The 26620-nt window shown below is 68.8% G+C and carries 19 protein-coding genes; 5 read left to right on the top strand and 14 right to left on the bottom strand.

The window, feature by feature from the left end; translation table 11 throughout:
- Positions 1-7: 7 nt before the first annotated feature.
- From ACLARN_RS31290 to ACLARN_RS31305, 4 genes are read right to left on the bottom strand one after another with little or no spacing between them, the layout of a single operon-like run.
- Complete coding sequence (locus ACLARN_RS31290) at positions 8-1153, bottom strand: hypothetical protein (protein WP_409495068.1); 1146 nt, start codon at positions 1151-1153, stop codon at positions 8-10.
- 4 nt (positions 1154-1157) lie between these two features.
- Positions 1158-2414: a glucarate dehydratase family protein gene (locus ACLARN_RS31295; RefSeq protein ID WP_409495069.1), complete on the bottom strand. Its 1257-nt coding sequence runs from the start codon at positions 2412-2414 to the stop codon at positions 1158-1160.
- Between the two features lie 2 nt (positions 2415-2416).
- Positions 2417-3361, bottom strand: coding sequence for a 5-dehydro-4-deoxyglucarate dehydratase (locus tag ACLARN_RS31300; protein ID WP_409495070.1), 945 nt, complete (start codon positions 3359-3361; stop codon positions 2417-2419).
- A 46-nt stretch (positions 3362-3407) separates the two neighbouring features.
- On the bottom strand, positions 3408-4919 hold the full coding sequence (locus tag ACLARN_RS31305) for a sodium:solute symporter family protein (RefSeq protein ID WP_409495071.1): 1512 nt from the start codon (positions 4917-4919) through the stop codon (positions 3408-3410).
- A 159-nt stretch (positions 4920-5078) separates the two neighbouring features.
- On the opposite strand from ACLARN_RS31305, the gene ACLARN_RS31310 reads away from it, so the two are divergent.
- Together ACLARN_RS31310 and ACLARN_RS31315 are read left to right on the top strand one after the other, a co-directional pair.
- Positions 5079-5894 (top strand): IclR family transcriptional regulator, encoded by an 816-nt coding sequence (locus ACLARN_RS31310; protein WP_409495072.1) that lies wholly within the window; start codon positions 5079-5081, stop codon positions 5892-5894.
- Positions 5895-5928: 34 nt separating this feature from the next.
- The gene (locus tag ACLARN_RS31315) at positions 5929-6753 is read left to right on the top strand and encodes an NAD-dependent epimerase/dehydratase family protein (RefSeq protein ID WP_409495073.1); all 825 of its coding nucleotides are present in this window, start codon (positions 5929-5931) and stop codon (positions 6751-6753) included.
- 237 nt (positions 6754-6990) lie between these two features.
- Here ACLARN_RS31315 and mptB read toward each other — a convergent pair whose 3' ends face one another.
- The gene (gene mptB / locus ACLARN_RS31320; protein WP_409495074.1) at positions 6991-8364 is read right to left on the bottom strand and encodes a polyprenol phosphomannose-dependent alpha 1,6 mannosyltransferase MptB; all 1374 of its coding nucleotides are present in this window, start codon (positions 8362-8364) and stop codon (positions 6991-6993) included.
- Between the two features lie 100 nt (positions 8365-8464).
- Here mptB and ACLARN_RS31325 point away from each other — a divergent pair, with 100 nt between their 5' ends.
- Positions 8465-9124 (top strand): response regulator transcription factor, encoded by a 660-nt coding sequence (locus ACLARN_RS31325; RefSeq protein WP_409495075.1) that lies wholly within the window; start codon positions 8465-8467, stop codon positions 9122-9124.
- Positions 9125-9225: 101 nt separating this feature from the next.
- Positions 9226-10170, top strand: coding sequence for a sensor histidine kinase (locus ACLARN_RS31330; protein ID WP_409495076.1), 945 nt, complete (start codon positions 9226-9228; stop codon positions 10168-10170).
- Positions 10171-10254: 84 nt separating this feature from the next.
- On the opposite strand, the gene ACLARN_RS31335 is transcribed toward ACLARN_RS31330, so the two are convergent.
- From ACLARN_RS31335 to ACLARN_RS31345, 3 genes are all read right to left on the bottom strand, one after another.
- Positions 10255-11223: a peptidylprolyl isomerase gene (locus ACLARN_RS31335; protein WP_409495077.1), complete on the bottom strand. Its 969-nt coding sequence runs from the start codon at positions 11221-11223 to the stop codon at positions 10255-10257.
- Between the two features lie 62 nt (positions 11224-11285).
- Entirely contained in the window at positions 11286-13577 is a 2292-nt protein-coding gene (locus ACLARN_RS31340; RefSeq protein WP_409495078.1) for a glycosyl hydrolase family 95 catalytic domain-containing protein, read from the bottom strand.
- Positions 13578-13580: 3 nt separating this feature from the next.
- Positions 13581-15872 (bottom strand): glycosyl hydrolase family 95 catalytic domain-containing protein, encoded by a 2292-nt coding sequence (locus ACLARN_RS31345; RefSeq protein ID WP_409495079.1) that lies wholly within the window; start codon positions 15870-15872, stop codon positions 13581-13583.
- A 172-nt stretch (positions 15873-16044) separates the two neighbouring features.
- On the opposite strand from ACLARN_RS31345, the gene ACLARN_RS31350 reads away from it, so the two are divergent.
- Positions 16045-16803, top strand: a complete 759-nt coding sequence (locus tag ACLARN_RS31350; protein WP_409495080.1) for a class I SAM-dependent DNA methyltransferase — start codon at positions 16045-16047, stop codon at positions 16801-16803.
- On the opposite strand, the gene ACLARN_RS31355 is transcribed toward ACLARN_RS31350, so the two are convergent.
- From ACLARN_RS31355 to cmk, 6 genes are all read right to left on the bottom strand, one after another.
- The gene (locus ACLARN_RS31355; RefSeq protein ID WP_409495081.1) at positions 16771-17721 is read right to left on the bottom strand and encodes a hypothetical protein; all 951 of its coding nucleotides are present in this window, start codon (positions 17719-17721) and stop codon (positions 16771-16773) included. The two genes, ACLARN_RS31350 and ACLARN_RS31355, sit on opposite strands and share 33 nt — an antisense overlap.
- 170 nt (positions 17722-17891) lie before the next feature.
- Positions 17892-19304: a M1 family metallopeptidase gene (locus ACLARN_RS31360; protein WP_409495082.1), complete on the bottom strand. Its 1413-nt coding sequence runs from the start codon at positions 19302-19304 to the stop codon at positions 17892-17894.
- A 199-nt stretch (positions 19305-19503) separates the two neighbouring features.
- Positions 19504-23406, bottom strand: a complete 3903-nt coding sequence (locus ACLARN_RS31365) for a Pls/PosA family non-ribosomal peptide synthetase (RefSeq protein WP_409495083.1) — start codon at positions 23404-23406, stop codon at positions 19504-19506.
- A gap of 246 nt (positions 23407-23652) precedes the next feature.
- The gene (gene der / locus ACLARN_RS31370) at positions 23653-25122 is read right to left on the bottom strand and encodes a ribosome biogenesis GTPase Der (protein ID WP_409495084.1); all 1470 of its coding nucleotides are present in this window, start codon (positions 25120-25122) and stop codon (positions 23653-23655) included.
- 3 nt (positions 25123-25125) lie between these two features.
- Positions 25126-25800 carry a lysophospholipid acyltransferase family protein gene (locus ACLARN_RS31375; RefSeq protein ID WP_409495085.1) on the bottom strand — a complete coding sequence of 225 codons (675 nt, stop codon included), beginning with the start codon at positions 25798-25800 and terminating at the stop codon, positions 25126-25128.
- The gene (cmk, locus tag ACLARN_RS31380; protein WP_409495114.1) at positions 25797-26501 is read right to left on the bottom strand and encodes a (d)CMP kinase; all 705 of its coding nucleotides are present in this window, start codon (positions 26499-26501) and stop codon (positions 25797-25799) included. Before cmk ends, ACLARN_RS31375 begins: the two co-directional genes overlap by 4 nt.
- Positions 26502-26620 lie beyond the last annotated feature (119 nt).

Consider the following 26620-nt stretch of genomic DNA (forward strand, 5'->3'; position numbering starts at 1 on the left):
GCTTCTCCTAGAGTTCCTGTGCGGCGCTGACGGCGGCGATGAGATCCGCCCAGCGCCCCGGGCCTGCCAGTCCGAGGTGGTACAGGTGCAGTTCGGTGGCACCTGCCTTGCCGAGTTCGGTGGTGTACGCCTCGATGTCGGGCACCGGGCTCGCCGCCACCGCGGTGATGTAACTGCCGACGGCGACCTTGCGCGGCAGTTTCGCCCGCGCCGTCGCGACGGACTCCCGGCTGGCGTGTCCGGGTACCCAGTTCTGGAGCACCACCGCGTCGACGTCCTCGGGGACAGACGGCGTCAGCCCTGGCAGCGCACCGGTGACCCACGGGTCCATCGCGCCGTGGAGCACGATCCTGGGCCCGGACGGGATCCTCGCGAGCACCTCACGCCGGAGCGCGTCCGTCGCCTTCTGCCGCGTGTCGAGCAGGACCTGCCGCAGGGTGGGCAGGATCTTGTCCTCGGTGGCGCGGAGGTCGCCGCTGTCGATCAGCCGCCGGACCTCGGCACGCAGCTTGTCCAGCGCCTTCGCCGGATCCTTGCCGGCCGCGGCCCAGGACTCCAGGCAGGCGTCGCAGCAGCAGACCGACAGCAGCCGCGCCACGGCGGGCGACCAGACGCCGTCGGTCTTCTCGTGCTGATGCTGGTGGATGGCGCCGAGCGGGCCGCACGCCTCCAGGACGACCGAGGCGAAGTCGAGCCCCACGAGGCTCTCCGCGGTCACGTTCGCCGCGTACTCGCGGACCTCCTCCTGCCCGGGGCACAGCGCCCACGGGTACCGCTCGCCGAAGCAGTTGCGCACGGTGAAATCGGGGAATTCCGTGCCCAGCTGCGAGTTGTGCGTCAGCACGAGCCACGCCGCGGCCGGGATCCCCGCCTCGTTCAGCAGCCGGACGGCGTCGCCCGCGCTGTCGCGGCTCTCGACCCAGTCCGGTTCGGCGGGCCGCAGCTCGCCCCAGGCCTCCTCACGCACCGGCCGGTACAGCGCCGCGTGGCGCGCGACGACCGAGGTGCGGTCCGGCGACCAGGGCGTCGCCGCGCGGGCGCTGTGGTACGACACGGCGACGGCGACCTCGTCGACGCCGAGTTCCCGTACGCGCTCGACGAACCCTGGGTCGTCGACGACGTCCCAGGGGTAGGCGTATCCGGTGACCTTCACCCCGTCACCACCGCGCCGTGTTCGGTTCGAAGTCTCCGGCGAACTTCCGCATATAGGTCACGTCATCCCGTTTGGTCTGTCCACTTCGGACATAGTCTTCATGGGCCCGCGCCAGCGCGTCGGGGTCGAGTTCGACCCCGAGCCCCGGCTTGTCGGGCACCGCGACCGCACCGTCGACGAACTCCAGCGCACCCGGGGCGATGACGTCGGCCGTCTTCCACGGCCAGTGGGTGTCGCAGGCGTAGGTCAGGTGCGGCGTCGCCGCGGCCACGTGCACCATAGCGGCCAGACTGATCCCGAGATGACTGTTCGAATGCATGGAAAGCCCCACGTCGAAGCATTCCGCCGTGGTGGAGAGGGCTTGCGTGTCCCGCAGGCCACCCCAGTAATGATGGTCCGAAAGTATTACGCCGACCGCTCGCTGCCGGAACGCGGGCTCGATGTCGGCGAAGCGCACGACGCACATGTTCGTGGCCAGCGGCATGCTCGCCCGCTCGGCGACCCGCGCCATGCCCTCGATGCCCGGCGTCGGGTCTTCGAGGTACTCCAGGACGCCGTCGAGTTCTTCGGCGACCCGGATGCCCGTATCGACGGTCCAAGCCGCGTTCGGATCGATCCGCAGCGGATGGTCCGGGAACGCCTCGGCCAGCGCGCGGATGCCGTCCATCTCCTGATCCGGCTCGAAGGCACCGCCCTTGAGCTTGATGGAGGAGAAGCCGTACTCCTCGACCATGCGCCGTGCCTCGCCGACGAGTGCCTCCGGCGTGGTCACCTCGCCCCACGAGTCCTCTTCGGCGCCGATGTGGGCGCCGAACTTGTAGAACAGGTAGGCGGAGAAGTCGACGGCGTCGCGCGCCTTGCCGCCGAGCAGGTCCACGACCGGCCTGCCGAGGTAGTGGCCCTGCGCGTCGAGCGCGGCCACCTCGAACAGCGAGTACACGCTGGCGACCGTCTTGCTGACGGAGAACCCGCCGGTGAGCCCGTGTGCGTCGGCGAAAACGACTTCGCCCAGTGTGGTGGCGACCTTCCGGCGCAGGCCGGGCAGGTCGAACACGTCCTGTCCCTTGAGTTCCGGCAGTACCTTCCGGACCTGCTCGAGGAACGCGAGGTCACCGTAGGACTCGCCGAGGCCGACCACACCGTCCTCGCAGATCAGCTGGACGACGCCGCGCAGCGCGAAGGGCTCGTGCACTCCCATCGCGTTGAGCAGGGGCGGGTCGGCGAAGGCGACCGGGGTCAGGACGACGTCGAGAACCTTCATCTTCAGGCACCGGCCCCGACGGACTTGAGGACGGCGAACCCGTCGTCGACGATCTTCTCCAGCCGGGCGATCTGGTCGGCGGTGGGCTCGACCAGCGGCGGCCGGACCGAGCCGACCTTGTCGCCGCGCGACCGCGCCGCGGCCTTGACCAGCGACACGGCGAAGCCCTGTCCTTCGTCCCGCAGGGCCACCAGCGGCAGGTAGAACCCGGCGAGCAACGCCTCCATGACGGCGTCGTCGTTCTCCGCGAGCGCGCGGTGGAAGCGGGCCGCGATCTCTGGGGCGAAGCAGTGCACGGCCGAGGAATACCGCGCCACACCGATGGCGGCGTACGCGCGCGCGGAGACCTCGGCGGTGGGAAGACCGTTGAAGAACAGGAAATCCCGGGCCCGGTCGCTGTCGACGGAGCGGATCGTGGTGATGATCCGGCTCATCAGCTCGACATCGCCGAAACCGTCCTTGAGACCGACCACCGACGGGATGTCGAGGAGTTCCACCGCCGAGTTCGGGGTGAACACCCCGTTGGCACGGTGGTAGACGATCACCGGGATCGAGGAATCCCCGACGGCGTACCGGACGTGGTCGACCAGCCCGGACGGCGGGCCGGTGACCAGGTAGGGCGGCAGGAGGAGGACGCCGTCCGCGCCGCCCGCCTCCGCCGCCGCGATCCCGGCACGGGCCGATGCCGCGCCGCCGCCGGCCCCGACCCATACGGGCACGCGCCCGGCGACGACCTCGCGAGCCTTACGCAGGATCGCTGCGTGCTCGTCCGGGGACAGCGAGCTGAATTCGCCTGTACCGCAGGCGACGAACAGCGCGCCGGCTCCGGCGGCCACGTGGCTCTCGACGTTTTCCGCGAACGCGTCGAGGTTCAGTTCCAGCCCCTCGGTGAAGGGTGTCAAGGGGAACGCCAGGAGGCCGTCGAGTTCGATCTTGGGCTGTGCCATGGATTTCTCTTTCGTTCTTTGTGGTTGGTCCCGGGTACGGGCCCGGTCAGGCGGGCACGGTGGTGCCGTCCTGCGACTTGCTGGGTGTGAGGTCGTCGTCACGGTCGATCGTGTCGATGATCTCGTCGGTGGTGGCCTTGCGCTCGGGCATGAGGTAGCCGAGCCCGATGAACAGCGCCAGCGAGACCAGGATCGGGGTGGACACGGTGACCGCGAGGGTGGCGTTGTAGCCGTAGTAAGCGATCGCGTAGGCGATGAGACCGCCCGCCCACGAGATCAGCGCCGCGCGGGAGCCGGAGCGGCGGAACGCCGGGAGCATGCCCAGCAGCAACGGTACCGAGATCGGGCCCATCAGCGCCGCGACCCACAACACCACGATACCGAGCACACCGCCGAGTTTCTCGGCCTGCGTGGCGACCGCCATGGTCAGCACGACGAAGACCACCGTCGAAACGCGCGCGGCGAGCAGTCCCTGCGATTCGGTGAAGCTGCGGGCCTTCTTCCACAGCACCGGCATCATGTCGCGGGTGATGACCGCGGAGATCGCGTTGGCGTCCGAGGACACCATCGCCATGGTGTGCGAGAAGATCCCGGCCAGCACCAGTCCGACCAGACCCGGCGGGAGGAACGTCGTGGTCATGATCGCGTAGGCGTTGTTGGGGTTGTCGATGTCCGGGATCAGCAACGGGGCGGCGAACATCGGGAACATCATCACCAGCGGCCACACCAGGTACAGGATCGAAGACAGCCGCGCGCTGCGCCGGGCTTCGAACGTGTTCGGCGCGGCCATGTAGCGCTGCGCCAGGTTCCACATACCGCCGTTGTACTCCAGCGTCTTCACCAGCACGTAGACGAGCAACACGACCGTGGTGAACTTCGAGGTGGTCGGGTTCAGGTGGGCGGGCGGGAGGTCTCCCCACACGGTCCACAGGCCGGAGACGCCGCCGAGCTTGTCCAGCACGACCCACAGCATCACGATCGCCGCGATGGCCTGGATGACGAACTGGCCGAAGTCGGTGAGCGCGTCGGCCCAGAGACCGCCGACGGTGCAGTAGATCAGCGTGATCGAACCGGTGATGATGATGCCCCAGGTGTAGGGCACGCCCGCGAAGACGTTGAGGATCGTCGCGACCGCGAACCACTTGGCCGCGATGTCGAAGATCTTCAGGAGGCTGCCGCTCCAGGCCAATGCCTGCTGGGTGGGCACGTTGAAGCGCTTCGCCAGGTATTCCAGCGGTGAGGAGACGTCCAGCTTCGAACGCAGGCGGTTCCATCGGGCGGCGAACAGCCAGCTGCCGATACCCACGCCGATACCGATACTCGCCATGCCCCAGAAGTAGACCGTGATGCCGTCGGTGTACGCGACGCCCGCGTACGCGACGAAGAGCACCGCGCTGTAGCCGGACATGTGGTGGGAGATCCCGGCCAGCCACCACGGCATCTTCCCGCCGGCGGTGAAGAAGTCACTGACCGTGTTGACCCGGCTGTGCGACCACAGGCCGATCACCACCATCAGCACGAAATACGCGGACACCATGATCCAGTCCAGCAAATGCACCGCTGACTCCTTTCCGCGTCCACGGCGATGTGACCCAGCCCGACCTGTTCACATCCATGAACGGAGTCTGTTATAGTGATTATGTTCATCCATAAGAACGCTGTTCGGGACGCTAATATGGCCGAGGTCACAAGTCAACGGCCGGATGGAGGAGTGCGGATGCCACAGCAGGAAGCCGCTGTCACGGTGGCGAACGGCGCGTCCGCCGCACCCGAGCCCGCCGGGGTCAAGTCGGCACGGCGGGCGATCGACCTCATCGAGACCTTCGCCGCGAACGACGTCTGGCTTTCGCTGTCGGATCTCCACGCACGGACCGGTTTTCCCAGGTCGAGCCTGCACGGCCTGCTCCGCACCCTGCTCGAAGCGGGCTGGCTGGAAGTGGACACCAACACCGCCCGCTACCGCCTCGGCGTCCGCGCGCTGATCTGCGGCACCGCGTACCTCGACCGCGACCCGGTCGTCCCGTTCGCGACCGAGGCACTGGAACGGATCCGGGAGAAGACCGGCTTCACCGCGCATTTCGCGCGCCGTGAGGGCACCGACGTCGTCTACCTGGAGACCCGCGAATCACGGCACTCGACGCACCTCGTCTCCCGCGTCGGCCGCACCCTGCCCACCCACGCGACAGCGCTGGGGAAGGCTTTACTGGCCGAACTGACACACGACGAGATCGACGGACTCCTCACCGGGGAGTTGTCGGCGCTGACCCCGAACACCATCACCTCGGCCGAGTCGCTGCACGCCGAATGCGCGAAGACTCGCGAGCGCGGCTACGCGTCGGAAATCGAGGAAGGCAGCCTCGGCGTCCGGTGCGTCGCGGCCGTGATCCCGTACCGCATCCCCGGCACGGACGCGATCAGTTGCTCCATGCCGGTCACCGAAGTCACCGACGCGGACGCCGCACGCGTCGGCGAACTCCTCGCCGAAATCACCGCGGAACTCGGCCAGCAACTGCGCCGCGCCGGTATCCGCTGATCTTTCCCGTTTCTTCCACTGACAAGGGGTACTCATGGCAGACCAGCGCGTCCTGATCACCGGCTCGGCGGGCATCGTCGGCACCCTGATGCGGCCGCGGCTGCGCCGCTCCGGGCGGGTGCTGCGACTGCTCGACCTGGCCGCGCAGCCCGAAGCCGCGGGCGGCGAGGACGTCGAGCTGATCATCGGGTCGGTGACCGACCCGGAGGCGATGGCCAAGGCGTGCGCCGGTGTCGACGCGGTGATCCACCTCGGCGGGCACAGCCGCGAGAACTCGTGGGAAGCCACGCTCGACGTCAACATCAACGGCACCCACACCGTCCTCGAAGCCGCGCGGGCGGCCGGTGTACCGCGGGTGATCCTGGCTTCCAGCAACCATTCCGTCGGTTTCCGCCGCAACGACGAGGCAGGCGAGAACGGCCTCCCCGCCGACTCCACCCCCCGCCCCGACACCTACTACGGCGTCAGCAAAGCGGCCATCGAAGCACTCGGCAGCCTGTACCACTCGCGGTTCGGCATGGACGTGATCGTCATCCGGATCGGCTCATGTTTCGAAGACCCGCTCGTCCTCGGCCCGCGCGGCCTGACGACCTGGCTCTCCCCCGACGACGGCGCCCGCCTGTTCGAGGCGTGCCTGAGCTACCCCTCCCCCGGCTACCGGCTGATCTGGGGCGTCTCCGACAACACACGCCGGATCTACTCGCTCGCCGAAGCCGAGGAACTGGGCTACAAGTCGCTCGACAACGCGGAGACCTACGCCGATCAGCTGGCGGACAAGCCGGCGCCGACCGGTGCGGCGGCGGAGTACGTCGGCGGGCCGTTCTGCACCGCTCCGCTGGGGGCCTACAACCCGCTCTGAGTCCTGCTCGTGTCGGCGGGTCAGCAGACTCACGGCGCCACGGGTCCGGCGCTGTTCCGGGTGCGCGAAGGGGACTTTCCCTGCGTGTCATGCGGGGAAAGTCCCCTTCGCACCATCTAATCCCCCGGGTGCTGATCTGGGTGTCGCGAAAGCCACTTTCGGGACATCAGGTGTCCCGAATGTGGCTTTCGCGACATGCCCGGTGCATGTGGTGTTATTCCTCAACAACTCGAAACGTCACTCACGACCGACGGCCGTTGAAGCACAGGCCTCGGTGACCTTCCCGTCGGCGAGTTTCGGCCACGCTCGCGTCGTTTCCCGCGCCGTCAGCACACCGACACCGGCCGAGAGCACCGCCAGCACCCCGAAACCCCACGGTGGCAGCAACGTCGCCCCGTCGGGGTGGGTGCTCACCACGAGCCATGTCGAGGCGGCGGCCGCGACCGCGACGTACGAAATCGGCCACGCGGCCGCCGCCCCGAGCACCAACGGCCAGGTGAAGTACCAGGGAAACGCCACCGGCGCGAGCACGACCGCCGCCAGCAGCGCCACCGCCGCCGCGCGGACCGCGGCCGCGCCACCCGCCCGGCAGCGCCACCACAGCCACGTCACCAGACCGGCGAGAACGGCCCAGCCGGCGATCCGGCAAACCGCGACGGCATCCACGGAGCCGGGCAACACCGCCCTGCCGATCTTCCCGAGCGCGGTCGGGATCGACAGCCAGGGTTCCAGCTTCGAATTCCCGCCCAGCGCCCGAATCCAGCCGAGATCGACCCCGGCGACGACGGTGCACATCCCGAACGTGACGACCACAATGGACACAGCCGCCGCGAAGACGACGAAGAAGCCACGTCTGTCCGATCGCCGTGCCGCCCACACCCATACCAGGAACGGCAACGCCAGAGCCGCTGGAGCCTTCACCGCGGCGGCCAGCGCGACCAACGCGAACCCGAACCCGGGCGCGCGGGTGAGCACGAGCGCCGTGCCGGCTGCGAGCAGTCCCACCATCAGCAAGTCGTTGTGCCCGCCCGCGACCACGCAGAGCACCATCAGCGGATTCGCCACCGTCATCCACAGCGCGCGTTCCGGCCGGGCACCGAGATACCGGCACAGGACAGGCAAAGCGGCACAGAGCAGCGCCAACCCGGCCACCATCGCCAGCCGGGTCAGAAAAACACCGAGGACCACGTTCTCCCCGGTCACGGCGAGCACGCTCTTCACGATCAGGATGTGCAGCGGCCCGTACGGCGACGAAATGTACGACCAGTCCCCGGCGGCCTTGTCGGTGATCGGGCCGGGAACCTCGGCGGGAACGTGCGTGTACGGGTCGAGGCCCGCCTGCGCCACCGAACCCTGCGCGAGGTAGGTGTACAGATCCGTGCTGAACAACGGCGGCGCGAACAGCAGCGGAACGCACCACAGCCAGGCCGCCCCGGTGACCTCGCGCGCACTCGTCGAGTGTCCTAACCGGACCCAAGCGACCAGCAGCAGAGCGAGGCCGAGGTAAAGCACGGCGGTGAAGAGCGTCCGGCCGTGCCCGAACGCGCCGAGCGAAACCAGGACGGACCCGCCCAGTCCCGCGGTGGCCGCGTTCTTTCCGAGGAAGATCATGCGGCAGGTCTAATCGAACGGTGATCTCGGGCCGTTAAGATCGGCTTTTATCGGGCCTTTATCCGTCCGGCGTTCTACTGAGGCTCGTGGGGAATGGTTGATGCGCGTACTCGTGGCCGAAGACGAGCGGATGCTGGCGGACTCCATCACGGAAGGCCTGCGGCACCTGGGCATGGCGGTGGACGTCTGCTACGACGGTGATGCCGCGCTCGAACGCGTCGCGGTCCACCGGTACGACGTCGTGCTGCTCGACCGCGACCTGCCGCTGGTGCACGGCGACGAGGTCTGCCGGAAGATCACCGAGGGCGACGGGGAGACCCGCGTGCTGATGCTCACGGCCGCGGCGGGCATCCGCGATCGTGTCGACGGGCTCGGCCTCGGCGCGGACGACTACCTCACCAAGCCGTTCGCCTTCGCCGAACTCGTCGCCCGGGTGCACGCGCTGGCCCGGCGAGCCCGGCCGGCACTGCCACCGGTGCTCGACCGAGCAGGCGTCGAACTAGACCCGGCCAAACGGTTCGCGTCCCGTGACGGTCGGCCGTTGACCCTGTCCCCCAAGGAATTCGCCGTCCTGGAAGTGTTGCTGCGGGCCGAGGGACGGGTCGTCAGCCCGGAAGAACTGCTGGAGAAGGCATGGGACGAGCACGCCGACCCGTTCACGAACACGGTGCGGGTCACGGTGATGACGTTGCGGAAGAAGCTCGGCACGCCGCAGGTGATCCACACCGTTCCCGGGGCGGGCTACCGTCTGGGCGGCTGAGGCGGGCGCGGGCGTCAGTACGCGGCCGCGTCGAGCTGGTTCTCATCGGTGCCCTGCTCGCACTCCTGCTGCTGACCTACCCGCTCGCCAAGGCGGCGGGCATGGTGCTCGGGACGTTCGTGGACCACGACTTCTGCCCGAAGGGCACCGGCTGCGCCGACACGGCGGGCGGGCTCTGGTGGACCCTGCCGATCGTCGCGGTGACCGTGCTCATGATCTCGATACGGCGTCCGGTGGCGTCGTGGGTCCTGCGGCCGTTGCCCGATCTCACCGCCACCGTCGAGCAGCTGGGGCCGCAGAACCTCGGCCAGCGCATGCCGCTGGAGCAGACCGACGGCGAAGTGCGGGCGCTGGCCGACGCGGTGAACAGGATGCTCGACCGGGTGGCGCTCGGTTTCGAGGGACAACGCCGATTCGCGGCGAACGCGTCGCACGAGCTGCGTACGCCGCTCGCTGTGCAGCGGACGCTCGCCGAGGTCGCGATGGTCACCGGTGGAGGCGACGACGTGCAGCGGCTGGCGGCGCAGCTGCTGGTGGTCAACGAGCGCAACGAGCAGCTGATCGAGGGACTGCTCGTACTGGCCGAGGCGGACCGGGGGCTGCCCGGCACCGTGCCGGTGCGGCTGGACGAACTCGTGGACTCGGTGCTCGCACGGTTCGACGAGCGGCTGGCCGAGCACGAGCTGACCCTGCGCCGTGATGTCGCCGAGCGCACCGTGTCCGGGGAGGCCATCCTGCTGGAGCGGCTGATCGCCAATCTGGTGCACAACGCGATCAAGTACAACCGGCCGGGCGGCTGGGTCGAAGTGGCCGTCGGCGACGAACCCGCGCTGAGCGTGCGCAACTCCGGCGAGCGGGTGCCGTCCGAGTCGGTCGGCACGCTGTTCCAGCCGTTCCGCCGTCTGACCACCGATCGCACGAACCACCGCGACGGCGCCGGTCTCGGACTGTCCATAGTGCACTCGATCGCCACCGCACACCACGGCCGGGTGTCCGCCGTTCCCGGCGAGGACGGTGGCCTGCGGGTCGACGTGATCCTGCCCTGACCCCCTCGCTCGCCGGGTCCTCGGATGCTATGAACGGCCCGTTACTTGCAAATTTTGCAAGTAACGGGCCGTTCATAGCACCGGTCAGCCCACCGCGATGGACTGGAACTTCACCGGGATCTTCGGCGGCCCAGTCCCGTCACCGGAACCCTTGGAGTCGTCCGCTCCGCCACGCGCGACCTTGTCCAGCACCTGCAGTCCCTCGTCCGAGATGCTCCCGAACACCGTGTACTCCGGCGGCAGTTCGGCTTCGCCGAAGACCATGAAGAACTGGCTGCCGCCCGAGTCCGGCGCCTGTGTCTTCGCCATGGCGAGGAGCCCGCGGCCGTACTTGAGTTCCGGGAAGACCTCGTCCGGGATGGTGTACCCCGGCCCGCCCATGCCATTGCCCGCCGGGTCGCCGCACTGGAGCATCTGGAGCCCCGAAGTGCCGAGCCGGTGGCACGAGGTGCCGTCGTAGTAACCCTGCTGCGCCAGCGAAAGGAAGTTCGCCACGGTGCACGGCGCGAGCCCGCGGTCCAGTGTCAGCCCGATGTCACCCGCGGTCGTCTTGACCGTGGCCGCCGTCGTACCGGACGCCGGGGTCGGGCCCGCCGCGGGCGGGGTGGCCTTCTTCGGCACCTCGCCGCTGGAGCTCGCCGGATACGCGCAGTCGGCCGGATCCGCCAACGGCGTGGTGCGCTTCGGCAGCGGGAGCCGGTCCGCGGGGATCTGAACCGGGCTCTGCGTCGCCGTCTCCTGGGCACTCGACGTCGGAGCCTGCGACGAGGACGCGACCGGGCTCTCGCCCTTCGAGTCCGACAGGAAGAACCCCGGCGCCACGAATCCGGTGATCGCCACGACGGCCACCACCACGACGAGTCCCAGCACACCCAGGCCGACCCAGAGCGCCGTCTTGTTCGATGACGGCGGCGGCTGTTGCGGTGCGCCGTACCAGCCCTGTTGCTGGTACGGCTGCTGCGGATAGGGCTGCTGCGGGTAAGGCTGCCCCTGCGGAGACCCGGGGTCGGGCACCTGGCCTTCGGGCTCGCCCGACTGCGGCGGCTGGGACATCTGTGCTCCTGTCATCCGGTGGAGGAAGTGCAGAAACACTCTCATGAACTATCGGCGCGGCGTCACGGCATCCCCCACGGCGTGCCGTCCCCGTTCGGTGTGACCGGCCGGACTTCCAGGTCGGGCCGGTCGCCCGCGCGGTGCACGACGGCCTCTTCTCCGCGCCGCAAGTCGATCTGGACGTCTCCGTTCGCCAGCCGCCGCCAGCGTTTCGGCCTGCCCCATCGGTCGCGGACGGTCAGCTCTCCCGCCAGGTCCGTCCTCAGCACACACGGCGCCCCCGCCTCGCTGACGACCTTGACCCAGCGCGTCTTCCCGCCCTGCCGGGAGGCGCTGAGCAGGAACGCGCCCTCCGTCCGGAAGTCACGCAGCGCGGCGTCCGCCCACTTGGCGGGTACGGCCGGGAAGAGCCGGATGACCCCGCCCCAGCTCTGCACGAGCATGTCGTGCAGCGACTGCGCCGCCGAGAGCGGTGTTTCGATGACCGGGCCGGACTCCTTGTACATCGTGTTCGGCTGGATGTAGCGCCGCTGCAGTTCGCCGAGGTAGAACTCCGCCTTGTCCCCGCGCAGCATCTGCGCCGACATCGACGCGGCGCCGGTGAACGTGTAGCCCTGCAACGCGCCTTCGAAGCCCACCCAGTGATCGAGCGAGGTTTCGATGACGTGCCGGTGCTCCGGCCGCTCCCAGGTGATCTCGTACAGCGGATACACCTGCAGCAGATGCGAATAGTGCCGATGCGACTTCGCGAACGGCACCCCCGCGCCGATCATGTAGCCGTTGGCGTCGACGGGATACGGGACCAGCGTGGCCAGGACTTCCCGCCACCGCCGGGCGAGCGGATCGTCGATCCGCAGCTCCGCCGCCGACTCCAGCAGGGTCTTGCACCCCCAGCGGATCAGCGCGAGGTCGTAGTTGCAGTCGGGGGCGTTGACGCCGTATTCCGGGGAGAACGTCGCCGGAAGGTGCAGCTTCCCGTCCGTGCCGGGCATGAGGAAGTGCAGGTAGTAGTTGATCGCCTTGCGCAGCAACGGGAACAGGGTGTCCCGCAGCAGTCGTCGGTCCATCGTGTGCCGGTAGGACAGCCAGACGTTGTGCAGCGCCCAGGTCAGGTTGCCGACCTCCGGGGTCGGCGACTCCTTACCGGGGATCCCGACCGGGAACCCGGCGTTCGTCCCGGTCGCCCCGTTGAGCAGGTTCATGTCGGTCGTGCGCGGGATGCCCGCCGAATTGTGCTGGTACGGCTCGGCGACCTGGCTCGTCAGGTTCGCGCGGTACTTGCCGAGCGCGTGGCTGACGGCGTCCAGTTCGAGGTGGTTCGAGCCGTGGATGAGCCAGTACTCCAGCTGGACGTTGAGGTTCCACCACGTCGCGGGCCACGGGGTCGGTTCGAGCCACGGTCCGCAGGTCGCCATCACCGGCGCTTCCTTACGCGCGGCCGAAGCGATCTTGTACAGCTGGATCCAGTAGAAGCTCTGGAGCCGAGTGTCCGGAATGGACAGGAAGCCGTGCCGGTAGTAGTCGTGCCACCAGCGGCGATGCTCGGACGTCAGCGCGCCGAACGGCTCGGCGCGGCGAACCGTCTTCAACGCCTCACGCGCCGCTGTCCGCTTCGGATACGACCAGGCCACGGACGTGTACAGCGTGCGTTTCGATCCCCGGGTGACCTCGCGCCACGCCGTCACGTGCTCGCCGCCCGCCAGCAGGCTCTGCACGGAAAGCCTGCTGTCACCACTGGTTTCCAGCGTCGCGGGCGGGTTGGCGACGTATCCGGCGGGCGGCGGCTTCCCAAACTTCGGATCCGTTCTCGGGCTCACCGCCTCGGCCGGATGGAAGACCCATTGGAAGCCGCGCTCACCCTCGGTCGGCTCGATCTCGACGGCCAGCAGCGACTGTCCGGTGTGGACGATCGCCCGCAGCGAAAGGCTACCCGCGGCGGTGGTGATCGTGCCCCTGAGTTCGGCGTTCCACAGGTCCATCCGCCAGTCGATCCCGGTGATGGCGCCGACCGGTTCGAGGGTGAAATGTCCGATCGGCAACCGTGCGAGACCGAACAGCGACCCGAATTCGGGCCGGTGGTCCTGGACCTCACTGTGCTGGACGTTGAAGCGGACGGCGTTCCGGCCCGGTTCGGCGTAGATGCCCGAACCGAGGAATCCGTTGCCCAGAAACGGGCCCTCATACCAAGTCTTCGGCATCCTCCGCCACAGCATGTCGGCGGAGCCGAGGAAGCCGGGCCAGTCGACACCGCCGAGCTGGAAGTCGTTCTCCACCGCCGAAGCGGACGGCGCGAACCCGGCCGCCGCGACGCCTGCCAGCGCGCCGCCGAGCACCGTCCTGCGAGTGATGTCCATCCTTCAGCCCTCCTGGTCGAGTCCCCATGCAGGCGTTTCCCGGTCGCCGGGCACGTCGCGCGGCTCCAAGGCCGGACGTGCGCCACGTCGGGTGACGACGGCCGTCCCACCGCGGCCGAGCCGGATCGAGATCGTTCCCGGACCTTCGGCCCGCCACGGGAGTTGCCGTCCGCGCGCGTCGCGGACCTCGATGGGGCCCGGGATCCCGTGCTGAAGGGTGAGCGGCTCCCCCGCCTCGCTGTGAACGCGGATCCATTCGGTCGCCCCGTGCCGGCGGGAGGCGTCGACGAGGAAGGCACCCTCCGCGCGCAGGCTCTCGAACGACGCGTCCCGCCAGGTCGACGACACCGACGGGAAGACCTTCAGCACGCCGTGGTCACCTTGCAGGAGCATGTCCACAACGGACTGTGCGGCGGTGATGGGGCTCTCGATCGCGAGGTTCGCGCCCTCGCGGTACATCGTGTTGGGCGTCAGCTGGGTGTTGGCCACGACCGTCCCGTCGAGGAAGATCTTCAAGTAGCGCAAGGCTTCCTCGGGCGCGTCCATCACCGAACTCATCGACGACGCCGCCGCGAAGCTGTAGCCGTGCCATTTGTCCTGGATACTCGACCAGTGCGCGAAGGTGCGGCGCATGATGTCTCGGTCGCCGGGACGATCCCAGAGCTTCTCGCGCAGCGGATAAAGCCAGAGCAGATGCGAGAAGTGCCGATGTGATTCGGCCAGTGGAACACCGTCACCGATCAGCACTCCTCGATCGGGATCCTGGTGATACGGCACCAGTTTCTCGCCGATCTCCCGCCAGGCGGGCACCCGCGGGTCGTCGATGCGCAGCTTGGCCGCAGATTCGACGAGCGTGCGCGCGGCCCAGCGGATCAGTGAGAGGTCGTACGTGCAGTCGGCCGCGTCGGCGTATTCGGGTGACCGCGTCATCGGCAGGTGCAGGGAACCATCCGGTCCGGTGGCGAGGAAGTGACGGTAGTAGTTGAGCGCTTTGGCGAGTGTCGGGTAAAGGACGTCGCGCAAGATACGGACGTCCATGCTGTGCCGGTACGCGAGCCAGACGTTGTGCAGGCCCCAGATCAGGTTGCCGGTCTGGTCGTTCTTCGTGGCCGGGCCGGGAATTCCGACCGCGCGGGTGCCGCCGGGCCGCAGCCGCCAGTCGCCCGGATGCGAAAGGGCGTAGGTGTCGCCGTCCCGGTAAGCGGGAGGGACCGAGAGTTCGAGGTTGGCGTGGTCGCGGCGGAAGGTCGCGGTGACGGCGTCGAGTTCGGGATGGTTGCTGCTGTTGACGATCGGGTACGTGACCTGGACGTTCAGGTTCCACCACACCGCCGTCCAGCTGTTCCCGACCTCCGGGAACCACGGCCCCCATTCGGCGACGACCGGCCCGTTCGCGCGGGTGGCGCACGCGGTCTTGTACAACTGGATCCAGTAGAATCGTTGGACGCGTTTGTCCGGAATGGACACGAAACTGCGCCGGTAGAAGGCGTTCCACCAGCGCCGATGATCGGCGACGAGCACATCCGGATTCACAGCCGACGCGCGCTGGACCCTCGTGATCGCCTCGGCCGTGTGAGTCGGCTTGGGAAAGCCGTACGCGACCGTGGCCGCCAGGAGCCGACGCGTGCCGATGGTCCGCTCACGCCAAGCCGTCGTGTACCCGCCGCCCGCGTGCAACGGCTGCTCGCAATACCGGACCGCGCCCGCACTGGCGAGCTTCGGAGCGGGATTGGCCGTGTACTCCGGCGGTTTGCGGATCGTCCGGGTCGTCGCCGACTCGAGCGGCGTGAATCCCCAGTCCGAGGCCGCCTCTCCGGTGATCGAGACGAGCAGGAGGTCCTGATCGTTGTGGACCAGCGCGGAGAACCGCGCCGACCCCTGGGTCGTGGTGATCGTGCCGCCGAGTTCGGCGTTGTACAGGTCGAGATGCCAATCCACCGCCGTGATCGCGCCGGCGAAGGTGAGGGTGAGGTAGCCGATCGGGAGCCGCGAATACCCGATGCCCGCTTCCCACTGTCCGCGCTGGTCCTGGACCTGGGAATGACTGAGCATCACCTTGAGGACGTTCGGCTGGGCACCCGCGTAGAACTGGACGCCGAGGAAGCCGTTGGCGAGGAACGGCCCCTCCTGCCAGTTCCTCGGCAGCCGCTTCCAGACCATGCGCGCGTCGTCGACGATCCGGCGATGGACGTCCTGCCCGGCCAGTGCCGGAGGCGCCCCTTGAGCCCAAAGCCCACCGAGCGCCGCAGCCCCCGCCGCGACCCTCAGCATCGATCGCCTGGATAGCTCGGCCATGGGTCGCCTCCAGATTCATACTACGTTTCCCGCAGATCAAGTCCTGGCGACCGGCATGTTTCCAGAGATAGTCCGACTTTGACCAGGCCGCTCACCCATGCAGCCGTACATACATCCGACCTATCGATAATAGAGTGCGGAGCGGACGGCGTCGTGCGTAGCGTCCGGGGCCATGATCGAGCGTGGAGACGATCCGGCGGACGGCTGGTTCCCCGAGAGCGTGGCCGCGGACTACGACGACCCGGGCGGCGCGAACGCACCCGAAGCGGTGACGCCCGCGGTGGATGTCTTGGCGGAACTGGCCGACGGCCCGGTGCTCGAGTTCGCCGTGGGAACCGGCCGAATCGGCGTACCGCTCGCCGCGCGCGGCGTACAGGTGAGCGGCATCGAGCTGAGCCGTGCCATGGCGGCGCGGATCGCGACCAAGCCGGGCGGCGACGCGATCGACGTCACGATCGGCGACATGACGTCGACGCGGGTGCCAGGCGAGTTCTCGCTGGTCTACCTGGTGTTCAACACGATCAGCAACGTGACCACGCAGGACGCGCAGGTCGAGGTCTTCCGGAACGCGGCCGCACATTTGCGGCCGGGCGGGCTGTTCCTCGTCGAGGTGGGCCTGCCGGATCTGCGCCGCCTGCCACCCGGACAGGACACCGTGCCGTTCACGGTGACACTCGGGTATGTCGGGTTCGACCAGTACGACGTCGTGACGCAGGAATTCACGTCGAACCACGTCACCGTGTCACCGGACGGGACGGGACGTTTCCGGCGCATTCCCTTCCGGTACGCCTGGCCCGCCGAGATGGACCTCATGGCGCGTATCGCCGGGATGCGCCTGAAACACCGCTGGGCGGACTGGGACCGCTCGGCGTTCACGGCCGACAGCACCAAACACGTGTCAGTCTGGGAGAAGGGGCGATCTTTGGCGTAGCTCGGCCGCGTCGTAGGTGGTCACGAGTTCAGCGGCGACCTTCCACGGCTCGGATCGCAAGCGGCTCGGAAGCGTCTGCAACACAAGAATTCCCTCGGCGGCGTACCGACTGTTCCTCTCGAGCGTGCCGGCGTACTGCGTCCGCGCGAAGTGGAAGTCGTACGAGTCGATCTCCCACGCGAGACGGACTTCCCTGAAGTAGCCATCCGGAGTCCCGATGTAGCGGCCACCGGAATCCCTCAATTCGTGATTCCACAGCGGTTCGGGAAGGCCGGTCCGGCGCCAGACCGCCATCGCGTCGATCTCCGCGACCGACCTCGCGCCTCTCAGCACATCACGCAGCACCTCGCGGGGAAGCGCGCTCCCCCGATCGCTACCTTCTTCGAGTTCCCGGATGAGGACCTCGGGCTTCAGACCGCCTCGCTGAACGGCTTCGGTCAGCAACGCCCGGACCGGGTCGCGCGCGGTGAACCTACGACACTCATCGAGAACCGCCCGGACGAGTGGCGCCATCGCCACTCCGCCCACGACCACTGGGCGAGGTATCCGTGTGGTGCGCTCCACGAGCACATATCCCGTGCTGCTGACCTGGCAAGACGCGGGTACCAGCAGATGAATCCGGTCAGTCGCGCTCTTCGGCCCCCGCAGACCGTGACGGCGGCAGGCTTCGATGCCGGTGACGATCGCTTCCGGCCCGCTGTAGAGGAGTGCGCCTTCTACCACCTGACGACGAGTCGGCCGCCCCGAGCCGAGCAGCACTCCGGGCAGCAACCGTTGCCAGGGCTGCCCAGGTCGGCAACGCCGGAAGCAGGTGCTCTTGGAGACACCGAGTTCCACCAGCTGCGCGACAGTGATCACGCCGTCGCGGCTCAGCTTGTAAAGGGCCTCGTGATCGCGAGCCCATTCCCCAGATCGCACCCCAAGATCATCGGAGGCGACCCCCACTCCCCACCAGCCCCACTTCCCCACCTGTGGACAACTCGCCCCACCAACCCCACCAGCCCCACTGTGGACAACTCAACGCATGCGCCCAATGTGGCATTGGGTGCGTTGGGTGCACCCAATGCCACATTGGGCGCACCCGAGTGTCAGGCAACAGGAAGCGGAGGCAGCGCCGGAGCGTCCAGCCAAGCCTCGAAGAAAGCGCCCAGCGAGCGACCAGCGAAGCGTTCAGCGAGCGCGACGAAAGCAGCAGTGGTCACCAAACCGTGCCGGTTCTCCACCGCCCAAGCCTTCACCAGCGGGAAGAACACCGCATCGCCGACGGTACAACGCAAAGCGTGCAACAACAGGCCGCCGCGTTTGTACACCCGCTCGTCGAACATCCGCGAAACGCCGGGGTCGGCGAGGCGTAGATCCGCGGGCTTCAGGTTCATTCGCGCGTGCCACGTCTTCGCCCAGATGTGCGCGCTCTGTCCGCCGGATTCCTCGGACCAGAGCCATTCCGCGTACGTCGCGAAGCCCTCGTTCAGCCAGATGTGCCGCCAGTCGGCGACGGTCAGGCTGTTGCCGAACCATTGGTGCGCCAGTTCGTGCACGACGAGCCGTTCGTGGGTGCGCCTGCCGTCGACGTGATTGGCGCCGAAGATCGACATACCCTGGGCTTCGATCGGGTCGTCGAGGTCGTCGTCGGTGACCACGATGACGTACTCGTCGAAGGGGTACGGCCCGAACAGCCGTTGCAGCGAGTCCATGATCCGGCCCTGCCGCCCGAAATCCCGCTCGAAAGAACGGCGCAGTCGCGGCGGCACGGCGGCCCGTTGCGGGACCGAAGCGAGCACGGAGTCACCGTCGAGGCTGATCCGGTACGCCGAAACCGAAGGCAGCGAGAGCCAGCCGGGTTGCGGACCGGAGACCAGTTCGACGTCGTCATACCGTCCTATTTGGACACTCATCAGGTACGTCGCCGTCGGCTCGGGTCGTTCGAAAACCCACTTCGTGGTGCTCGCGCGCTCGTGCCTCGACACCAGGTTTCCGGTGATGGCCACGAGATACGGCGACGACGTCGTCAGCGCGACGCGGTAGGTCGCCTTGTCCGCCGGATGGTCGTTGCACGGGTACCACGACGGCGCACCGACCGGCTGGCTCGCGACGAGCGAGCCGTCGGTCAGTTCGTCCCAGCCGATGTCGCCCCACAGCCCGGAAAGCGGGCGCGGGTTGCCGACGTAGTGGATCTCCGCCAGGAACTCGCTACCGAGTGGCAGCGACTTCGCCGGCTTCACGTGCAGTTTGTGCCCGCGCCGCGTGTACTTCGCGGGCTTCCCGTTCACCAGCACCCGATTGATCCGGAAGTCGCCGAAGTCGAGTGTGAACCGCGACAGCGCCTGCGTCGCCTCCGCCGTGATGGCGGCGGAGGCCGACAGCCGGTTGGGACCGATCTTGTAGTCCAGCTCCAGATCGTAGTGCCGAACCCGGTAACCGCCGTTACCGTGATGGGGCAGATAGGAGTCGCCGGAGGTGTCCGCGCCGGGCGAGGGCTGCGCGGAGGCCTTCGAAATCACCCGCGAAAGACCCCGCTTCCCATCTTGTCCGGTGGTGAACCCGCGACCGCGATCGACGTCGGCAGGGCGCCACCTGGCAAAAGACCGTCACGGTGAGTGGACAAGGCGCCCTGCCACCGCGATAGCGAGGCCTTCGGCCGGGGCGGGTTCACCCATACGGTCACCATTCCGAACACACCTCAGCTCCGCCGACAGTCCCTTACTTCGTCCAGGCCGAGATGGGATTTCCCAGCCAGCGCGAGTCGGCGGGAACCTCGTCGCCCCGGGTCACCAGTGACCCTGGTCCAACGGTAGTCCGCGCGCCGATGCTCGCGCCAGGCAGCACGATACCGTGCGGCCCGAGCGTCGCTCCCTCGTCCAGGGTCACCGGCGACATCGTCATGATGCGGTCGTGGAAAAGGTGCGTCTGCACGACACAACCGCGGTTGATCGTCGCGCCGTCGCCCAGGCTCACGAGGTCCGATTCGGGCAGCCAGTACGTCTCCAGCCACACACCGCGGCCGATCTTGACGCCCATGGTGCGCAGCCACGCGGGCAGCAGCGGCGTGCCGCCGAGCGACCCGATCAGCCACGGCACGGCGAGTGCCTCGACGAAGGTGTCGGCGAGTTCGTTGCGCCAGACGAACGAACTCCACAAGGGATGGTCGACCGCGCGGAACTTGCCGACCAGCAGCCACTTCATCGCGGTGGCGGTCAGCGCGGCGACGGCACCGGCGGCGAGCAGCAGCGGGCCACCGAGCAGCACCGCGACCAGGAAGCCGTACGTCGAAGCGAGCGCGAAGATCCCGGCGGCGACCAGCACGGTCAGCGCGACGCCGCACATCACCGGCACGATGCGGCACAGTTCGACGAGCGCGCGGGCCGCCTTCAGCCGCAGGGGCGGCGTGTAGGTGCGGCTCGTGTCGGAGTCGCCGACCGACCGGCGGACCGGCAGCGGCGGCATCCCGAGGTACGACGAGCCTTTCTTGGCCTTCAGCGGAGCCGACGACAGCACGCCGACCAGACCGCGTTTGGGCACCGAACGACCGGGCGCGGCCATCCCCGAGTTGCCGAGGAACGCCTGCTTGCCGATCCGCGCGGGCGCGACGTGCAGCCAGCCGTGGCCGAGTTCGTAGGTGGCGACCATGGTGTCGTCCGCCAGGAACGCGCCACTGTCGACCTGGGTCATCTTCGGCAGCGCGAGGACGGTGGACGCCTCGACGTTGCGGCCGACCTTCGCCCCGAGCATCCGGAGCCACACCGGGGTGAACAGGCTGGCGTACAAGGGGAACAGCCCCTCACGCGCCATGCCCATCAGCCGTTCGGTCGCCCAGACCTGCCACGCGACGCGGCCGTGCACGGGGTGGTAACCCTCGACCATGCCGATGCTCAGCGAGCGGACCGCGACGAGCACGAGCAGGGCGTAGCTCAGGAAGTACGCGATGGTCGCGAGCGGCGTGAACAGCAGCGCCTGACCGAGCGCGGCGCCCAGCGAAGGGGCACCGGCGATCGCGTAACCCAGCACCGCGACGGCGGGCAGAGCGGCGACGGCGGGCAGGAGACCCAGCGCGACCGAGGTGGCGCCGTAGACCGAAGACCAGAACCGTGAACGCGGCGGGCGGCTCGACGGCCACTTCAGCGAGTCCTTGGTGGCACGGGCGGCGGGAGCACCGGCCCAGCGCTGTCCGGCTGGCACATTGCCCCGGACGGTCGACCCGGCCATGATCTCCGCGCCCTTGCCGATCCGCGCGCCGGGGAACAGTGTGCTGCGCGCGCCGATCCGCGCGTCGGCGCCGATCCGGATCTTGCCGATGTGCACGAGGTCGCCGTCCACCCAATGCCCGGTCAGGTCGACCTCGGGTTCGACGGCGGCACCGCGGCCGAGCTTCAGCATGCCGGTGACCGGCGGCGGCGAGTGCAGGTCGACGTCCTTGGCGATCCGCGCGCCGAGAGCCCTGGCGTACGTCGTCATCCAGGAAGCGCCCGCGACGCTGTCCGCGCCGCTGAATTCGGCGAGCTTCTCGGCCGCCCACAGTCGCAAGTGGACACTCCCGCCACGCGGGTAGCTGCCGGGACGGACCCCGCGCAGCAGCAGCCGCGCACCGGTCGCGGAGATCGCGATCCGGCCCGCCGGGCTGAACAGCGCGACCCACGCGACGGCGATCCACGCCCAGTGCAGCGTCGGCGCCCAGGCGAAACCGGCCAGCGACAGGATGTTCGACAGCGTCGCGGCGATCGTCGTCCAGCGCAGGCCGACCATGCCCATCAGCGGGATCATCAGCAGCGACTGGATGATCCCGGCCTTGCGCGGGGTCGGCGCGATGTCGCGGCGTTCGGTCTTCTCGCCGCTCAGCGCGTCCAGCAACGTGGCCAGCGCGCCGAGCTTCGGGTTGGCGTAGATGTCGTTCACCGACACCTGCGGATGCCGGGTGCGGATCCGCGCGATCAGCTGCGCGGCGGTCAGGCTGCCGCCGCCGTTGGTGAAGAAGTCGGCCTTCGGGTTGTCCACCGAGACACCGAGGATCTCCGCCCAGCCTTCGGCGAGCCAGCTCTCCGTCGGCGACAGACCCGATTTGGCGGCGTCCACAGTGGACAGTGGCCAGGGCAGCGCGTTGCGGTCGACCTTGCCGGAGGTCCGCGTCGGCAGGTCATCGACCAGCGCCAGCAGCGGGACGAGTGCCGCGGGCAGCTGCTCGCGCAGCCGGGTCGCGGCCTCGTCGTGATCGAACTTCGTCCCTTCGGCGGGCACGACGTACCCGACGAGCACCTGGTTGCCCGCCTTGGTGCGGCGGATCGCGGCGGCGGCGCCCTGCACTCCGGGCAGCGCCTGGAGCGCGGCGTCGACCTCGCCGAGTTCGATGCGGCGGCCGCCGAGCTTGACCTGCTCGTCGAGACGGCCGAGGAACAGCAGCCCCTCCGCTTCGGCACGGACCATGTCGCCGCTGCGGTAGGCGCGGCGCCAGCCCAGCGACGGCAGCGGCGCGAACTTCTCGGCGTCCTTCTCGGGGTCGAGGTAGCGGGCCAGCCCGACACCGCCGATGACCAGCTCGCCGGTCTCCCCCATCGCGACCGGCTCACCCGCCTCGTTGACGACGGCGAGCTGCCAGCCCGCCAGCGGCAGGCCGATCCGGACGGGTCCTTCGCCGGTCATCTGCGCGGCGCAGGCGACGACAGTGGCCTCGGTCGGGCCGTAGGTGTTCCAGACTTCGCGGCCTTCGACGGCGACGCGCTCGGCCAGTTCTGGCGGGCACGCTTCGCCGCCGAAGATCAGCAGACGGACGTCTTCGAGCGCGTCGGCGGGCCACAGCGCGGCCAGCGTCGGAACGGTCGAGACGACGGTGATGCCCTGCGCGACCAGCCACGGGCCGAGGTCGACACCGGTGCGCACCAGCGAACGCGGCGCCGGGACCAGGCAGGCGCCGTGACGCCAGGCGAGCCACATCTCTTCACAGGACGCGTCGAAGGCGACGGACAGGCCCGCGAGGACGCGGTCGCCGGGGCCGATCGGTTCCTCGGTGAGGAAGAGCTGCGCCTCGGCGTCGACGAACGCGGCTGCCGAGGCGTGCGAGACGGCGACGCCCTTCGGCTTACCGGTCGAACCCGAGGTGAAGATGATCCACGCGTCGTCGATCGGCGCGGGAGAGCCCTCGATGCCGCTGGGCGAGCCGAGGACGGTGATCACACCGCCATCGGAGACGACGGCGGCGACGTCGGCCTCGCCGAAGACCAGGTCGGCGCGCTCGTCCGGGTCGTCCGCGTCGACCGGCACATAGGCGGCGCCGATGGACAGGACGGCGAGGATGGCGACGTACAGCTCCGCGGTGCCGGAGGAGATCCGGACGCCCACGCGGTCACCGACGCCGACGCCGTTGGCGGTCAGCTTGCGGCCGTAGGCGTCGATCTCCTCGACGAGCTTGCGGTAGGACAGCGTGGTCTCGCCGTCGTCGATCGCGCCCGCGTTGGGATGGCGGGCGGCGGTCTCGGCGAGGATGTCGATCAGGGTGCGCTCGCCGGCCCCGAGACCGGACCAGAAGAGGGCGCGGTCGGCGATAGGGGTGGGCGACGGGGCGACGGTGACGTCGGCGACACAGGCGATCGGCCGGGAATCGGCGGTCAGCGTCATCAGATGGTCACCACGGGCAAGAAAGAACCATGGGCGCTCAAGCCCATCACACACCTTTCGCGAAGTGCGTCATTCGGGCTCGCTCTCCGAATGAGGCGCCCGCTAGCAGACTGTCCACTTTAGCGCAGGTGAACGACATATCTCGGCAGGGTCTCGGCAGAGTGTCGAACCTCACCGGCGGACATGCCGAAACCCGAGGTCATCGGCATGTCCACCCAGTGAAATATTCACCTACATCGTGAGAAATCAACGAGTCTTCGGTTTACCCGCCGCTTTTCCGCCGACCTTCGGCCTTTGCTTCTTTTCCCGCACTCGGACATTCACCCGAACGGGGCTGCCTTCGAAGCCGAAACGCTCACGGAACTTGCGTTCGATGAATCGCCGGTAGCCCGCCTCGAGGAAGCCGGTGGTGAACAGGACCAGCGTCGGCGGCCGAATGCCCGCCTGGGTCGCGAAGAGCACCTTCGGCTGCTTGCCGCCGCGCACCGGCGGCGGGGTCGCGGCGATGAGGTCGGCGAGCCAGCCGTTCAGCTGACCGGTGGGAACCCGCTGGTCCCAGGACTTCAGCGCGGTCCGCAGCGCGGGCGCGAGCTTGCGCACGGAACGCCCGGTGAGCGCCGAGATGTTGACCTTGTCCGCCCACGGCACGCGGACCAGGCCGCGGTCCAGTTCCCGCACCATGGCGTGGCGGCGGTCCTCGTCGACGAGGTCCCACTTGTTGAAGGCGAGGACACAGGCGCGGCCTGCCTCGACGACCATGGTCAGCACCCGCAGGTCCTGCTCCGAAAGCGGTTCGGCGGCGTCGAGCAGCACGATCGCGACCTCGGCCGCGTCGATCGCGGTCTTGGTCCGCAGCGACGCGTAGTACTCCGCGCCATTGGCCGAGTTGACGCGCTTGCGCAGCCCCGCGGTGTCGACGAACCGCCAGACGTCGCCGTCCAGCTCGACCAGCGAGTCGACCGGGTCGACCGTGGTACCGGCGACCGAGTCCACGACGGACCGCTCTTCGCCGGAGATCTTGTTCAGCAGGCTGGACTTGCCCACGTTCGGCTTGCCGACCAGCGCGACCCGGCGCGGGCCGGCGGTGGCGCGGTCGCCGTCACGCGGCATCGTCGGCAACGCCTTGACGATCGCGTCGAGCAGATCACCCGAACTACGGCCGTGCAACGCGCTGACCGGATGCGGTTCGCCGAGGCCGAGTGACCACAGCGACGCGGTGTCGGCGAGCAGGCGGTCGTCGTCGACCTTGTTGGCGACGAGCAGCACCGGCTTCTTCGAGCGGCGCAGCACCTTCGAGGCGGCCTCGTCGGTGGCCGTCGCGCCGACGCTGGCGTCGATGACCAGCAGCACCGCGTCGGCGGTGGCCATCGCGATCTCGGCCTGCGCGGCGACGGAGGCCTGCAGCCCGGTCGCGTCCGGCTCCCAGCCGCCCGTGTCGACAAGGGTGAACCGGCGGCCCGCCCAGAAGGCGTCGTAGGCGACGCGGTCCCTGGTCACGCCGGGGACGTCCTGCACGACCGCCTCGCGGCGGCCGAGGATGCGGTTGACCAGGGTCGATTTGCCGACGTTCGGCCTGCCGACGACGGCGAGGACCGGCTGCGCGAGTTGCGCCTCCTCCTCGGCCTCGCCGGCGGCGATCTGCGCGTCGAGCGCGGTGAATTCGGACTCGTCGGACCAGGAGCCGTCGATCTCGCCGACTCCGTCAAGCTCAGACATTCGTTACTTCACATTCTGTCGCGTGTCTTGGAGCCCGTGCTCCAAGCGCCATTCGTCCAGTGCCTTCACGAGGTCCGCGAGCGCGCTGCGAAGCCGCTCGGTTCCCTCCTCCAGCCCTGTCCTTCCCTTCCCGATCGCGGGAGTGAAAGGTTCGCCGACCATGATGTCGACGCGGGGCCGCCAGCGCCTCTTGGCACCGGCGGTTTTGTACGTTCCCCGAGTGGCGACCGGAACCACGGTCGCCTTCCCGGCGCGGACCAGGAAGGCCGCGCCGCGCTCGAAGTTTTCGGCGTCACCGAGGCCGCGGGTGCCTTCGGGGAAGATTCCGACCGCACCGCCGTCCTCGAGCACCTTGACCGCCATCATCAGCGGTTTGCGGTCCACCGCACCCCGTTTCACCGGGATCTGGCCCAGTTTCGGGAAGAACCAGCCGACGAAACCCTTGAAGAGTTCCGCCTTGACCAGGAACGCGGTGCGCCGCGAGAACATTCCGAACAGCAGCGCCGGCTCCGCCATCGAGCTGTGGTTGGCCATGAACACCACCGGCCCGGACGTCGGTACCCGCTCGGCACCGTGGACCCGGACCCGGAACGCGGGCCGGACGATGAACCTCGAGATCCCCCTGCCGAAGGTGTGAAACGGGTCGCTCGCGCCCTCGGGAAGTCCTTTCGCGCTCACCGCGCCGCCTCGGCGGGGCAGCCTTCGAGCAGGCCGCGGTGCAGCGCCAGTTCCGCGAGCGCGACGATCACCTGGTCGATGTTGAGCTGCGAGGTGTCGACCTCGACGGCGTCTTCGGCCGCGCGCAGCGGTGACGCCGCCCGCGTGGAGTCCAAGCGGTCACGCCGTTCCACCGCCACCTTCGCGACGGCATGAGTGGACTCACGACCGGCGGCCGAGTCCTGCGCGCTGCGGCGTGCGGCGCGGACCTCCGCCGAGGCGGTGAGGAAGATCTTGAGCGGGGCGTCCGGCGAGACGACGGTGCCGATGTCGCGGCCTTCGACCACGATGCCGCCGACGCGGCCGAGTACCTCGTCGATGATCTCGCGCTGCCGGGCGACCAGCAGCTCGCGGACGGCGGGGACGGCGGAAACCGGCGACACCGCGGTGGTGACGTCCGCGCCGCGGATCTCGGCGGCGACGTCCTCGCCCGCCAGGGTCACGGCCGCTTCGTCAGGACTGGTCCCGATGCCGAGTTCGGCCTTCCGGGCGACGTCGGCGACCGCGGCCGCGTCGGCCAGGTCGGTCCCGGCGCGCAGGACGGCGAGGGTGACCATGCGGTACATCGCACCCGTGTCGAGGTAACCGGCGCCGAGCTTCGTCGCGAGCTTCCGCGAAACCGTGGACTTCCCGGTACCGGACGGGCCGTCCATCGCGACCACACCACGCAGGGCTCCCGCCACCGGAACACTCCTCTAGCTCATCGTCGTCGCTCACCTGATCGACGACCATTCTGCCTGGTGACGAACGGCCAGCCTCAGCCACCCAGGGTGAAGTGGCG

This window comes from Amycolatopsis sp. cmx-11-12, from assembly GCF_046269425.1.
Classification (GTDB): Bacteria; Actinomycetota; Actinomycetes; order Mycobacteriales; family Pseudonocardiaceae; genus Amycolatopsis.